Source organism: Pandoraea terrae (genome assembly GCF_902459695.1).
Classification (GTDB): Bacteria; Pseudomonadota; Gammaproteobacteria; order Burkholderiales; family Burkholderiaceae; genus Pandoraea; species Pandoraea terrae.
Window position 1 is genome coordinate 109,778 of the sequence record NZ_CABPRZ010000015.1, and the last position, 14,085, is coordinate 123,862.

The window sequence follows — 14,085 nt, forward strand, 5'->3', positions numbered from 1 at the left end:
CGAGGTACGCCACCCTGATGTTTGCTGAACAAGCCGCCAACCAATTGCGTCTCGGATTCTGCAATTGATTGCAAGAGGCATCGGGCAAGTGACGCCGGGCTCGGAAAAGGGCGCGCGCCGTGCTCCCGCGACGCACCGATCTGCCCATCGGCGGATACGTAGATGTTCGCGCCAGTGCCATCATGACCGGCAGAAACCGACCCGACGCGGTCATGCGCTCGTCGCGATATCGGACACTCGCAATACCGCTTTGCGCTGTGCGAAACTAGCGGTTCGGCAGACGCCTTCAATAGGAGCTGAACATGGCGCCGGATTGGGATTTGGTGAGCAAGCTCGTCTTTCCGATAATCACTGCCATTGTCGTCGCTGCTATCGGCAAGCGAATGGAGAACCGGCCAAAGCTGGTTACATACATGGCGCATGCAGCCGGATTTACTCTTCCGCCCGCCCAAGGTCCGCTGCTTACGACAGCGGGCGCCGAGCCCAAAAGCCAAAATGACGCATTGACACCGCCAACTGGTGCGCCTGGAGCCCAGGTGCACGTTCACAGCATCATTGTAAGAAACACGGGAAAGAAAACGGCCTTTAATGTTCGCCTCGGACATAACGTGCAGATCGCTCATTATGTTATTGAACCACGCATCCAGCACGAAAGTAAGACCACAGAGGCAGGCGGGTGGGAGATCATCGTCCCCGCACTCGTTCCGAATGAGCAGATTATGGTGTCGTACTTATATTTCCCCCCTCTCACTTGGCATCAGATCAACGCATATACCAAGTCTGACGAGGGAATCGCTCGATACCTAAACGTTTTCCCAACGCCTCAGCCACCGCGGTGGATCGTAGCAGGTCTTGTAAGCGTGTTCTATATCGGAGTTTTGGCGATCACCTATGCAGCAGTGACCAGTGTGCAGTGGATTTTCGCGGTTACGCACTCGATGGGTTTAGCCAAGTGAGATGTCCCGATGTCCGACGTTTCTGCGTGGATGCAAGCATGTAGGCGAATGTCTGGAACTGGCCCACTGCCGCCCGACGCGGCTGGCCGTAGCCGACCCTGAGCGGAAGTTCAGCATCAGTACGGCCCAACGGCCGCTGCTGAAGGCGAAACGGACATCCGCGAAATAGGCCCATCGGCAAAAGCTCGGCCTTTCCGGACGGTCGCGGACTGCTAACCAGGCCTGCCGTGATGAGCATCGCGGGCGACGACGGCCGTCACCCGACGTCAGCTGCGATTTATCTAATCGTCAACGAAGTTTTTCGGCGATGCTTGCCTTTATCGACTGCACCACGCTCGCGTGCATAAGCGAAGGAAAAGCAAGCGCCATACCATACACCGCTGCTGTCAACCCAATGGCTGCGATTACGACCGCCAGCCCTGGTGGCGTCGCTGACAACGACAGGAGGCCAGTTGCGACTGTGCCAGCTATCGCACTTGCATGTGTGGCGGTCAGCACGCCGACCAACCCAAGGACCATCCCACCCAAGAAGTCGCCCCCGTCACCCAAAGAAGCTTGAGCGACAATGGGGGGGGCTGTAGCGGTGCCAATGGAGGTAAGGGCAGTGCCACCACATGCATGGCACGCCGTCTGAAGTCCAAACCAAAGCAGCAGTATCACTATCAGCTTCACCGGTCCCTTCATGATCATTCCTTTTCGCTCCTTGCAGCGATTTTTGGCAGAAGCTCTTCAAGCTGCCATAAATAAAACACGTCTTGCACATGCTTCTTATTGATGAAAATTGCTGGCGTTTGTCGAATGCCCTGCTGGACGAAAACCAATTGATTGAACCCCAGGAACGCTACATCATTTCGATTGGATGTGCACTGTTCGACGGTGGTGCCGTATATCCCGTGTTCCTTTCCCATCTGAAGCAACTTATCTAACTGCGGTTCGCCCGTTCGGCGATAGAAGTACCAGTGCGTCATGAATGGAAGTAGTTGCTCTTGTGGGACACAAGCCAGCACTCTCGCAAAGTTCACGTCCGCTTCCGAGCGAGGCATGATGCCAATGAGAACGAACAATTGGTCCCCTTTGATGGCCTGACCTAACAGGGGAAGTACCGTATTCCGGAACGTCGCAGCGCACATCGGGCAAGTGGGAGACAGGTAGAACTCTATCTTTGTTGGTGCATTCGGATTGCCAGCGGCAACGGCCGGAATGGCAAGCCTGTCGTCTGCAAGGGAGCCCGATATCAAGACGAAGCCAGTGAGGACCACCAGTACACGGGCTATGAAGTTTGTCATTTCTCGGCCTTGGTGAGGGTGTACACGTAGGAGCAATTCTCGCCCGGATCATTCAGCCGGATCTCCGAGTCGCCCGCGATGGCGCCATAGGCCTGAGAGTCTCTGCCGCGACCGTTCTTGTCGAGGAGCGTCAAGTCGATGGTTTTATCCTGCAGGATGACACCAACAACCTTGCTAGCACCGGCTCCAAAATAGGCTCCCTGAGTAGAGCCATTCGTCAGAATGCGTCCGCCTTTCACGGTGAACTTGAGCGACGGGTTGGGGGTGCAGTTGTTTCCCCTACTTACCGTTCCATGGCCGGACCAGACGCCATCGTACTCAGCCCCAGAATATCTCACCATGTCTGCCGACAAGTCCTGGGCATTCGCAGCCAATGGGAATGACGAGGCCACGACGGCGAGCAGCATTTGGTGTAGGACTTTTTGCCGTAACATTTGCTTTTCCCTTGCGCCGTCATACGGTCACTACGAAAATTGTCGCAATGCTTACAGCTCGTATCGGCGAGTCCACAATTTGTTTCCGCCCCTACCGTGACTTGAGTGCGTCGCATCGATTGGCTTCGCCTCTACGCACCCAAGCGATGCGGCAACTCGCCCGATCGCGGTAAGCAAGACACGCCCATACGCCGGGCATGCGCGGAATTCCCGTTGCTCGTTTGTTTATAGATCAAGCCAAACTAAACACAAGGGGATTCGACAGCGTCTCCAAAGATTCACAATGCAGTTATACGAAAACCAGGAAAACGCCGCCAGTCTATGTACGCATCTGTCGGGCGACTAGGGAAACGCTGATTTAGCCGATGCGCGCCTTGACTGCTTCGCCGCGCATTCGCCGGAAGTGCCGGGGTATCGCGAGGGCTTCACGGTCGTCCCGGAGCCCGGAATCGCTCAAGCGTTGCGTGCCTGGCTCGGCGAGAGGCTGACGCCAGCCAGTTAGGCGCTCACCGCGACAGGAGGTGATCCACGGACGCTTCCAGCCCGCGAGAGATGACCTCGCCGCGTTCGAGCTTTTCTTTCACGGTCCCGTCGGCACCGAGGAGGACGGCAGTCGGCAGCACGTAGGTCTTGCCAAACGCGCCGAGATCGTGCACACCGCCAGGACAGCTTGCTGGAGGACAGGCGGTCATGGTGGGCATCGCAATTCGTGCGCCCATCTGCTTCTCTTCCTCCTGCTTCTTGGCCCGGATCCGATTGTCGTCGTTGCTCAGGAAGATGACCTTGAGTCCTCGGCTCTGATTTGCCTTGGCAACTTTCTCGACGACGGGTCTTGCCTTGTGACACGGGATGCACCAATCAGCGCCGAAATAGAGTAGCACCGGTTGCCCTTTCAGGTCTGCAAGCGACAGGGCCGAGCCGTCAACGTATTCGAAGGTAGTGATTTCCCCGGGGACCTCACCAACCTCCGGCTTCCACGCGTGAGCCGAGGGCGTTACAAAAACTAAACTCACCAAGGTGCTTAGTAGTGTCGCTTTCATGGTGTTGATAGTCTCCTGGTTCAATTCAGACAATATGGGCTGAATCCGCGTCCTTTTGTGATACCCATTGTACGGCTGCGATCGTTTTTTTCTGCTTCACGTCCGATGACGATGTGGTGTCAACTCGTGCGGTGCATCTGCTGGGTTGCGGTCCTGTACGCGTACCTCGGCATTGGTAATTTCGCGTGGCTATGCAAGCCTGCTCGGCAAGGGCCCGGAGAAGCCCATGGGTGTTCGCCTCGAAGTTCCGCAAAGGCCGAGCTACTTCCATCTGACGCATCTTCGCGGATGTTCCCTGTCTGGCGATCAGCGGACGGTCATAGTTGAGACATAACCGCCCCCGTCAGGGACCGGTTCTGGCCGGTTTCCGCCCGGCAGACGATCAATCCGCTATTGACTCGCGGCCGAATATGTTGGTCGTGCAATGGCCGAAGGCGAACGGTTCTCCTCTCCGACGCAGTGGTCGAGGAGGAATTCCTAGGGAAGCGTCGATCAGAACTGCAATCAATTGCACGATGTCACGACTCAAGACTGTCAGTCTCTGTGAGGCGGATGCGCATGTGCTCGGTCGCGCGGGCTCAGGCCGATTTGTAGAACGCCGGACGCCGTATGGCCTCTCCTGCTGCCCTGTTCTGCGACGGCAGAATGCAAAAAGGCCCGCTGGTGCTCACCTAGCGGGCCTTCGGACGGCGACTACACATTAACGCAATTTGTGGGGGAAGGGCATTGCTAGTTCTGTGCGGCATCCAAGATGCCGTTGGTGAAATACAAATGCCCGCACGGATACACCCATTGCTCGCGTGTACCGGAACGGGCCTCAATTGACGCGCATTGGCACGATTAGTGCGACCGTGCTTCCTCGACCGTCTTGTAGCAATATTCCTTTTTTATCTCACTCACCTCGCAGTACGACTCAATCGCAAGGTTGGATTTTGCCGCCGCCTCTTTTGCTAGGGTGTAGTAGCGCCTGATGGAACCCGCCAATGCGTCTAGGCTCCTTTCGCCCCTTTCTGCCGCCACCTTATAGCTGACCGTCTCTAACATCAAGCTCCCCATGTATAGGCCGAACTTGAATGGCTCGGTTGCTCGATTCAATTGTTCATTTGAATGGAGTGCGTCTGTCGCACAACGAAACTTCCCCACCGAATCGCTTATATGGTGCTGGTTGCAGTGGAATGCCGTATCGTCACCGCGTTCGATCTCCGACCGCACTGTTGGTGCAGCAGCTGGTGCAGGAGAATCCAGATCGATACCAAACGCGTTGGTTGATAAGCAAAAAAGGGCAGCCATTGCTGCCCCAATCTTCTTGGTCTGCTTCATGTTATGCACCCCTTTTTGTGGTTACATCATATCCACCTCTTGCCCCCCTTTTCGCTAGATGCCCGAGGGTAGGCAAAAATGATGGGGAAGCTCAGACGAACAACTTGCCACGCGGGCTAACTGGTGCGCCCTGCGGTTGCGGTTCCAAGAATTCCTTGTAGAAGGCGTTTGGGTTCATACATGCCTCACGCGGATTGGTATTTGGTCTCGCCCCCTAGTCCTAGTAAGTGTAGAACCTATAGGTTTATTAACACAACCATATGGTTTTCACCAAGAGGCCTACCTGTCCGAGACTTGGCGGATGCCAGAACTCGACGAGAAAAAGGCTTTCGCCGCCCGCCTCAAGCAGGCCCTCAAGCGCAGCTCGAAGCCAACTGAGACCGCTTCGCAACTAGCCATTCAGTTCAATCTGCGCCATCCAGCCGAGCCGATTACGCCGCAAGCAGCCCAGAAATGGCTGACAGGCACGGCTCGCCCGACCGTCGATAAGATCAAAACGTTGGCCTCGTGGCTCGATGTGTCGGAGCAGTGGTTGAGGTTCGGCGTTACCGATATGAAGCGCCCCCGTCAGCCTGCGCAGGACCAGAAGGACGGAGCGATCACGCCAACGCCGGAGGAGCTTCAACTACTCGGCCGGTTGCGCCGCCTGTCCGGCTATCAGAGACAGCTTGTCGAAGGCGTGATCGAGCAGTTCAGCTTGGACCGGGAAGTGTGGAAAGACTGACACGGCGGTCACCCAGGCAGCGCGGGACGGGCGCTCAGCGCTGGCCGTGAGGTGAGTACTAATACGACCGGTTACGCACCCATCTGCACGCCTGTCTTTCAGCGGGTATGAAAACTAGATGTTGAACTTTCGTACCCCTGTACTAAAATAATTATAGGTTTTAGTACATCACGTGCCGTACGGCGGCCGTGCAATCAATTGCAACCCCATGGGGCAACCGTGAGCCGCGTTTTCGCCTACTGCCGCGTCAGCACCGTCGATCAACACCCGGAGAATCAGATAGCCGAGATCACGGCAGCTGGCTTCGAAGTAACGGCGAAGCGCACGATCACCGAGCATATTTCGGGCAGCGTGCCTACTAATGAGCGGCCGGGCTTCCAAAAGCTGTTGGACCGCATCGAAGAGGGCGATGTGTTGGTAGTGACGAAGCTCGATCGACTTGGCCGCAGCGCCATCGACGTACAGCAGACCGTGCAGACGCTCGCCGAGATGGGCGTGCGCGTTCATTGCCTGGCCCTCGGCGGAGTAGACCTAGCATCGAGCGCCGGGAAGATGACGATGGGCGTCCTAACGGCCGTCGCACAGTTCGAACGCGATTTGCTCATCGAGCGCACGCAAGCGGGCTTGCAGCGCGTGAAGGCGGAAGGCCGCAAGCTCGGCCGCCCCTCGGCACTATCGGACGAGCAGCAGACGGAAGTGCGGCAACGCCTCGCACGGGGTGCGACCGTCTACGCGGTCGCCAAAGAGTACGGGGTCGCACGCCAAGTCATCATGCGCGTGCGTGATCGCGCTGCAGCTTGAACACCCGGCAATGAGTCGTGCAATTGATTGCAACGCCATCACGCGCAGCGTGCCCAAGCTCAGTAGATTCTTGCAATCAAGTGCAATCGCTGGTCACCCACCTTAGCGCAGACACACGATCCGCGCCGACAGAGAAGATCAGATTGGTGTCCGTGATGGGGCCCATCGTGGCCTCTCCGCCTCACGACTGCCCGATGTGCCGAGTGTCCACAGCCCAACAAAGGTGGCGATCTTGAACACGGTATTTCTCGTCTCGTGTGTCAAGCAAAAGCGGGACGGGCCTAGCCCTGCGAAATTGCTTTACACCTCGGATTGGTTCCACAAGGCTCGGACCTACGTCGACGCGTCGGGGACGTGGTGGTTCATCCTTTCGGCGGAGTACAGGTTGCTTGAGCCGGAGAGGCACTTCGCTCCTTACAAGAAGACACTCAATCGGATGAGCATCAGCGAGCTGCTCCAGCGCCGAACATGGGCCAATAAGGTCATCAACCAGTTGGACGCTGCCCTCCCATCGGCGGATCGGATTGTCATGCTCGCCGGAGTCCGCTACCGTGAATTTTTGATCGATTACATGCTAACGCGAGCGCGGACGGTGGAGGTACCAAGGCAAGGATTTGGCATAGGCCAACAGTTGCGATGGCTGAAGAGTGCGAATGGACAGGCTTGACGACTTGCAGCGCTTCTATGCGATCCTCGCGCAGATCGAGGCGCGTCTCGGCGATAAGCTGAAGCTTCGCGATTGCCACCAACGGATTGGTTGGCCCGCACGCGGCGTTTATTTCTTCTTCGAAGAAGGAGAACATCGTACCGACTCCGGGGTAGGCTTGCGAGTCGTCCGGGTCGGTACGCATGCGCTGGGACAGTCGAAGGCGACCCTGCAGAATCGGCTGTCACAGCATCGCGGCATCATTCGCGACGGCTCCGGCAACCATCGCGGTTCCATTTTCCGCTTACTGGTCGGATCGGCGATAAAAGAGCGAGACGGTTTTGCCGAGCCTCGTTCGTGGGGTATCGGCGGGGATTACAGGCAAGCCGCGACACGCGTGGGGATGGCAAGCGAAGCTGTGAAGGAGGCGGAGATACTACTCGAGTGCGCTGTCACTTCCCATATCAAGGCGATGCCTTTCATCTTTGTCGCAGAGCTCGACCCGCCGGGCCCCGAGAGCATGCGCGGCTACATCGAGCGCAACAGTATCGGCCTTCTCAGCAACTACCGGCGCGACGCCCTCGATATACCCTCTGCACGCTGGCTCGGACGACACTCCGATCGGGAAAAGGTTCGCGAGTCAGGACTGTGGAACAATCGACATGTTGATGAAGGATACGATCCGGGATTCCTGAACATCCTGAAACGCCTGGCGCAGGAAACACCGCTACTCGCGATACGCTGAGTTGCGTGCATCGATGCGCCGAAGCGCGAACTGGGTGTCGGCCTCCGAGAGGTGACGTGTGCAATTGATTGCACGATTTTTCTTAAGGCCCCCCCAGTTCGGACACACGTCGATTGGCACACCGCGAAAAGTGCGGGACGCTTGGCCCGATTCTGCTACGGCACCTGTACAATATATGGCGCGAGCGCCGAGAAGACTGCCTCGTAGACCTCCCAGCCTCGCAACACATCGTCGGCGTCGGCACCAGCGCCCTGCTGTACCGGCACCTGTGCCACACTGAAGAAGTAATGCCGACGGAGGCAGAACCGAATCAGGTGTTGATCGCCCGCTTTGGTAACCGATCCCAGTGCGGTCCAAAAGTCAGTACCTTGCGCGCTCTTATCCTTCGTCCAGTCAGTCCCCATCCTCAAACTCAGCGTTCTTGAACCGCAGCACATTGCAGTTCTCCTTGACAGCACGCTGAAGCCCGTCATCAAAGCCGGTCGCAGAGTCGGCCTGAATCTCGATGGCGATCTTGACCTTCACACCCGGGCGGGAAGTGAATTGCAGGATAACCTCGTCGACCAGATCGGCAAACTGCTTTTTGGCCTGAATGGCGTCGAGTTCGATGCTGCCGTAGAACTGCTTCTTGACTGACTGCGGGGCTGCGCCAGCACCGCCAACGTAGGTTGACTTAGTTGAGTCCTCGACGCGCGGCGAGATGTCGCCACCGCCCGGGGTGCTCGGCGTGGTGTCAGTCGGCTTCGGGCGCGCAGACTCGTCGGCGACGCGCAGCGCTTGGGCATACTCAGCCGCGGTGACCGGTTCGATCAACAGAAGGGACGAGTCCAGGAACAGCGAGGTGCGCTTGCCATACGAGAAGCCGACAAAGCGCCCATTTTCCTTGCCTTGCGCGAAGCCGAAGAAATCCCGGCTCTCAGCGCCTGCTCCCATCGTCTGTTGGAAGACTGCGTCGTCCTTTAGTCGCGGGAGGTAGAGCTGCTGGCAGCTCTGCTGCCAGACATTAAGCGCGCTGGTTTCCTTGACGTCGTCCTTCCAGAACCAGTTCTTGAGCGCCGTGGCCAAGTGGATCGGAGCCCATTCGGTGATCAGTAGTTCGTTCTCTTTCAGCACACGCTCGATTTCCAGTGACAGGTTCTGCGCACCCGGATTGACGGGGAAATGCTCCCACTGGATCTCGGTCAACCCCTTGCCGGGACGTGCCTCTTGCATCGGCGCCACCATCCACTTGTAGGTCTCGCGGATCATCCGGCGCAGAGCCTCGTTGGCATCCTCCAGGCTCTTGCTGGCCTGCCGCGACTGGAACTGGTCGAGGTTGAGCTTCATCTCCTTGATGTCGCTCACGATGGACTGCCATGCCAAGGTCGAGCGCACCTGATCCTTGAGGCGGCTCACGCTGTCGGAGTCGGCGGCCAGGAAGATCAGGCGGTTCTGCTTGAAGCGCGGCTGGTCGCCACGGGTCTTCAGAATCTCGGTGGCGCGCTCGATGGCGAGGCTCTGGCCACTGCGGCTGAAGGCGGCATCGGGCGGCAGAACCACAAGGCGCAACTGCCAGTCATCCGGCACGTCGCCGCTGGTCGTGAAGATGTGGATGCCACCGAACACGCCGCTGGCAAAGGTCTTCTGCACGCGGTCACGGATCGCGGGGAACACGTCCTCCTTGTCCTGGAAGCGGCGCTTGCGCTCCTCCATCTCGCGGCGCAGGTTCGGGCGGGTGTCAAACCAGAAGCGGTTGTTTCCGCTGTTCAAGTAATGCAGGCGGTCGCCCAAGCGGCGCAGTGCATCCTTGTAGATGCCGACCTGCTGCCCCGGCTGTGCGACGCCCAAGGCCACGCGCTCCAGCTCGATGCCACGCACCATCTGGTTTGCCGTACTCGGCGCACTGCCCAGGAAGATCGCGCGGGCCGAGCGGCGGCAAGCCTGCACGCTGCCAAGACGCGTGTCGCGGTTCTCGATGTCGGTGGTTTCGGCTCGCTCGCCATCCACGTCACGCTCCACGACTGGGTCCCAGCCCTGCGGCAGGTAGTAGATCACCTCGTTGCGGGTGTCCGCATCCTGTAGCGGGAAGCTGCCGGGCATGATCAACGGATCTTTGTCGTTGTCCTTCCACAGGCGGTGGATCACCTTGGCCATCAGCTTCAGCACGCCACGGGTGCGCTGAAAGTTGTCGAGCGACGACCAGTCTTCGTAGAGGCGGTCGAACACCTCCGGGTGAATCGGGTAGGCGTGCATCAGCCGCTCAAAGTAGCGGCTCTCCTGTGTCTCGCGGGGGAAGTCCTCGCCGTTGGCCGTGTAGTAGTCCGCGAACGCTCGGCACACCGATTCCGCCGCCAGCTTGTCGTTGATGCTGGTGAATAGACGGCGACGGACGATCTCGAACGCTTCCTCGGTGCCCACCGGCTTCCACAGAGCCTGAATGCGGCCAAAGTAGTGCGCCAGGGCGGCAAGCGCTTTGACGCCACGTTGACTGCCTGCCTCCTTGTCCGACTCCGGCAACGAAGCCAGCAGCACTGCCGTCGGCACCGCCTTCAACGCTTCGGTCAGGGCCTGTACGAAGCTCAGGTTCGAGTCGAAGCTGCCGCCGGTCAGCGCCTTACCCTCTTCGAACTGGCGCACGTAGGCCACCAACTCGTCGATCAGAATCACACAAGGCGCGTAACGACTGAGTAAGGTTTCCAGCACGGCCTTGCCCGGCGAGGTGCCCGAGGCGTCGGCATCCGCCACCAGGGCGTAGCCCTCGGCCTTACCCAACTGCCACGCTAGATCGCCCCACAGGGTGCGAATGGCCTGCCCATCACGCACCACTGGCTGGTTGGGCGAGGACTTGATGCCGTCCAGCACTGCGATCCGCGCACGCGGCAGTTCCGTGACGCCAGCAGCATCAAGGATGGCCGGAACGCCGGGCAGATCGCTGGCCAGGGCTTCACCCTTGGCGAGGTGGTAGACCGCCAGCATCGTGTGGGTCTTGCCGCCGCCGAACGCGGTTTGCAATTGAATGACCGGATCGCCGCCTTTGCCCGACAAGCGCTTGACCACGGAGTCGAGCAGCAGACGCATCCCTTCGGTGAAGAAGGTACGCTGGAAGAACAGCGTCGGGTTCTGGTATTCGGCGGTTGCGGTGCCTTCGTGAACCCGGGACAGATCAGCCGCGAACTCGGCTTGCTGGAATGTGCCTTTCAGGACATCCTCATGCGGGACGGCAACTTCACGCCACGGTTTGAGATTCATCTTCAACTCCCCAATCAAATGTCCAGTTGCGTCTGCGAGCCGACGATGCCCACATCCGCCGATGCTTGTTCAATGCCAGACCACGCCGTGACCAGCTCGTTGTAGGCGCGCGCTTCTTCGGCCCAGCCCGTGCGTTCACACAAGGTGTAGAGCCGGTAGGCCAAAGCGCGTGACGGCTCAGCTTGGGCAGGCATACGCGCGAGCAATGCTCCGGCCACGGATTCGCCGTCCTGATTCAGTGCACGGATCAAGTGGTGCAGCGCCTCCCACACCGAGACGCGGTTGTCGGTTTCGGGTGACCAGTCGCGCGGCAGCTCGGCCCATTTGAGCAAGCGCAGGTTGCCGCCGCTGCTTTCCACCACGCCACCGTCCACCAGGCCGCCCACGCTGGTGCCCTTGGCGCGGGCCAGCACATCGGCCTCACCGAATTTGCCACTGGCCCAGCCCGTGCCCTCGAACCAGTGCAGGCAGAACTGGGTGTCGTGGTCGAAGTCGTCTTCGGCAAAGAAGCGGTTGATCAGTTGCAGGGCGGTCTTGACTCCCATCGGCGTACCGTCGGCCTCCAGCACAGCGGCGTACTGGCTGAAAATGGCCATGCCGGGACCGATGATGGCTTGAGACAAGTCAACCGGCGCTACCGGCGAATTGACGCCACCCCGTGTCATGTCGAGCAAGGCCTCGGGCAACGCGGCATTGAGCTCGCGCTGAAATTCGCGGCGGCTCACCATGGGCGCATCGGCCAGACGCTTGCGGCAGACCAGCACGATGCTAGAGGCCAGGGCATTTGAGTCCATGGCAACTTGCCGGGTTTTCATTTCAGTTCTTACTGGCCACGTACCTGTAATCGCAAAACCTGCATCCAGAACTGCCTGCAAAAAGGTCTCCCAGCCGGTGCTAGATGTGCCCGCGTCGTCCTTTGTTTCGCTTTGCTTGAATGCGTAGTAGATGGTGACCGGGAAAGCCGGGTGCGCTTGCTCCGCCAGGTTGTGCATGGCGGCTGTCATGCCGTCGAGAAAGAAAAGCTCGGCTTCGGCTTTGCCTCCATGTCGGTAAGGTGTAGCCACCAACTCCTCGGCTTTTGGTACAGCCAGTGTGGCGTACAGCCCGGGGAAGATGGGGCGCAGCGACTTGCGTAGCCAGACGTAGAAAAAGTCTGACAGATCCGCATAGGCGATGTTGTTGTAGTAGGGCGGGTCGGTTGAAACCACTTTCCCCGAACTTATGGTTTGCGACTGAGCGTCGAGCTGTTTGACCACGCCCGAGGTTTCTGTTGGCAGTAGTGGCAGTGGGTCGTAGCTGTAGAAGATCCCCGCCGACAAACTGCCGGTAGCATCTGCCAGAAAGTTGGGCTCCGCAAAGTCCCACAGCATCGGAAATGCCTGCCGTCCAAAGCTATGTTGCGCTTTCTCGCCAACCCCATTCCATCTGACCAAGTTGTTTCCCGTCATTGCCAAGCGGTCAATGGCAAAGGCCAGGTAAACACCCACAGCTTCGGCATATGCCTTTGCTCCAGTACCTCCTGCATCTAGTCCAATGTCGTCTTCAGCGATTCCGGCGGTTCGCGCGTCCTGTGCGCACCGTTGGATTGCTTCCTGAACTAGATCGCAGAAGGTCGTAAGCGCAGTTAGTTGACGCGACGTGAAAAGATCGCCCCACTCGCGAAGCCCATAGGGAACACAAGTGCCGCCAGTCATGCGTGCGGGCACTTCGCCAGACGGTTTCCACTGCGACTGCGCTTCACGGGCAACGGACTCGTGATGGGTTGTCGGCGCAATATAGACACGGCCACGCACACCCTCGGCAACGATAGCCATCAGCCGCGCACCCATGCGTCCTGCTTGGCCCTCGGCCTTGATGTAGTCGCCACTGATTGGCACGCCAGAGAGTACGCAACGGAAGTTCGCACCGCGACCTGGCGCCTTGGTGCCGTTCTCAGCCTCGACCGTCGGGGTGCCAACCCGCATCGTAAAGCGGTAGCTGTCGCCTTCGACAACCGGCTCCACATAGGCCTCCTTTCCCTCCTTGCTAGACAGCACAAAGGTCGAAGCCAGTGGTACTTCAGCGTGGCTGAAGGCTGGGTTGGGGCTGCGCACTGTGCGCGCCCACAACCAAGCAATCACAGTGAGCTTCTGACCCAGCAGAGGTTTCAGATCAGTGCGCTCGGCAACCATTTCTGCGGTGACTTCGATCTGCGGATACAGGTTGCCAATGCGCTGTTGCGCTTGCTCGCGCATCCACGCGCCATAGCGCCGCACGTCCTCGGCCAAGCCGCGAGCGCCGCTCCAGTCCTCACTCAGCTTGCCTTGCTTGTCGCCTGCAAGCCGTGGCCCCACCGGCGCTCGCCCGGCGAACTTGGGCGGGATCTCGATCATGGCCTTGTTGATGGTGACCGCTACCGGGTTCAGGTCTGATGCACAGCTTTCCAAGCCGAGGCGTTGCGCTTCCAGAGGCAGTGCACCGCCACCGGCAAAGGGATCATGAAAGCCGGGCAGCTTGTCGGGATTGAACAGCTCGGCGGCCTGTGGGTGCGCTTTGTTCAGGTCGCAGGTCTCACGCCAACTGCGTACGATTTCGGCGCGGGCACGGGCAAGCACCTCTTCGTTGCTGGTGTTCTCCCACAACACGAGGTCTTCGATGATCTTGAACAGGCGCTCGCGCTCAATCTCGGCCTTCTCTTTGTTCACGCCGTACTTGAATCCGCCGCCCTGCTGGTAGCCGGGATCGTTGACCATTTGCGCAAAGATCACTGCCCGCGCAGCCGCCAACGGCCGACGTGCCCACCACAGATGCAGCGTAGAGGGGTGGCCGTGCCGAATCGACTTTTCACGCGCGGCGGCCACGTTGATGGCATCGAGCGGCAGCGCGACCTCAATGAGTTTCTTGGGAGTTTTTATTGTGGTCATAG

At 59.0% G+C, this 14,085-nt stretch carries 12 protein-coding genes; 5 read left to right on the plus strand and 7 right to left on the minus strand.

Going from position 1 to position 14,085, the window contains the following annotated elements; all coding sequences use genetic code 11:
• Nucleotides 1-302: 302 nt before the first annotated feature.
• Nucleotides 303-956: a hypothetical protein gene (locus PTE30175_RS17630; RefSeq protein WP_150698372.1), complete on the plus strand. Its 654-nt coding sequence runs from the start codon at nucleotides 303-305 to the stop codon at nucleotides 954-956.
• 288 nt (nucleotides 957-1,244) lie between these two features.
• On the opposite strand, the gene PTE30175_RS28270 is transcribed toward PTE30175_RS17630, so the two are convergent.
• From PTE30175_RS28270 to PTE30175_RS17650, 5 genes are all read right to left on the minus strand, one after another.
• Complete coding sequence (locus tag PTE30175_RS28270) at nucleotides 1,245-1,646, minus strand: hypothetical protein (protein WP_191629113.1); 402 nt, start codon at nucleotides 1,644-1,646, stop codon at nucleotides 1,245-1,247.
• Nucleotides 1,643-2,242 carry a thioredoxin domain-containing protein gene (locus PTE30175_RS17635; protein WP_150698373.1) on the minus strand — a complete coding sequence of 200 codons (600 nt, stop codon included), beginning with the start codon at nucleotides 2,240-2,242 and terminating at the stop codon, nucleotides 1,643-1,645. Before PTE30175_RS17635 ends, PTE30175_RS28270 begins: the two co-directional genes overlap by 4 nt.
• Entirely contained in the window at nucleotides 2,239-2,676 is a 438-nt protein-coding gene (locus PTE30175_RS17640; RefSeq protein ID WP_150698374.1) for a hypothetical protein, read from the minus strand. The genes PTE30175_RS17635 and PTE30175_RS17640 overlap by 4 nt, the downstream gene beginning before the upstream one ends.
• 506 nt (nucleotides 2,677-3,182) lie before the next feature.
• Nucleotides 3,183-3,716, minus strand: a complete 534-nt coding sequence (locus PTE30175_RS17645; RefSeq protein ID WP_150698375.1) for a TlpA family protein disulfide reductase — start codon at nucleotides 3,714-3,716, stop codon at nucleotides 3,183-3,185.
• Between the two features lie 840 nt (nucleotides 3,717-4,556).
• Entirely contained in the window at nucleotides 4,557-5,036 is a 480-nt protein-coding gene (locus PTE30175_RS17650) for a hypothetical protein (protein ID WP_150698376.1), read from the minus strand.
• Between the two features lie 301 nt (nucleotides 5,037-5,337).
• Between PTE30175_RS17650 and PTE30175_RS17655 the strand changes: the two genes are divergently transcribed.
• From PTE30175_RS17655 to PTE30175_RS17670, 4 genes are all read left to right on the plus strand, one after another.
• On the plus strand, nucleotides 5,338-5,760 hold the full coding sequence (locus tag PTE30175_RS17655; protein ID WP_150698377.1) for a transcriptional regulator: 423 nt from the start codon (nucleotides 5,338-5,340) through the stop codon (nucleotides 5,758-5,760).
• Between the two features lie 219 nt (nucleotides 5,761-5,979).
• Complete coding sequence (locus tag PTE30175_RS17660) at nucleotides 5,980-6,561, plus strand: recombinase family protein (RefSeq protein WP_150698378.1); 582 nt, start codon at nucleotides 5,980-5,982, stop codon at nucleotides 6,559-6,561.
• 223 nt (nucleotides 6,562-6,784) lie between these two features.
• Nucleotides 6,785-7,228, plus strand: a complete 444-nt coding sequence (locus tag PTE30175_RS29125; protein WP_338044460.1) for a DUF6884 domain-containing protein — start codon at nucleotides 6,785-6,787, stop codon at nucleotides 7,226-7,228.
• The gene (locus PTE30175_RS17670; RefSeq protein WP_224788834.1) at nucleotides 7,215-7,952 is read left to right on the plus strand and encodes a GIY-YIG domain-containing protein; all 738 of its coding nucleotides are present in this window, start codon (nucleotides 7,215-7,217) and stop codon (nucleotides 7,950-7,952) included. The genes PTE30175_RS29125 and PTE30175_RS17670 overlap by 14 nt, the downstream gene beginning before the upstream one ends.
• A 393-nt stretch (nucleotides 7,953-8,345) precedes the next feature.
• Here the strand turns inward: PTE30175_RS17670 and PTE30175_RS17675 are convergent, their stop codons facing one another.
• Together PTE30175_RS17675 and PTE30175_RS17680 are read right to left on the minus strand one after the other, a co-directional pair.
• Nucleotides 8,346-11,180, minus strand: coding sequence for an ATP-binding protein (locus PTE30175_RS17675; protein ID WP_150698381.1), 2,835 nt, complete (start codon nucleotides 11,178-11,180; stop codon nucleotides 8,346-8,348).
• Between the two features lie 14 nt (nucleotides 11,181-11,194).
• Nucleotides 11,195-14,083 (minus strand): DUF1156 domain-containing protein, encoded by a 2,889-nt coding sequence (locus PTE30175_RS17680; protein ID WP_150698382.1) that lies wholly within the window; start codon nucleotides 14,081-14,083, stop codon nucleotides 11,195-11,197.
• Nucleotides 14,084-14,085 lie beyond the last annotated feature (2 nt).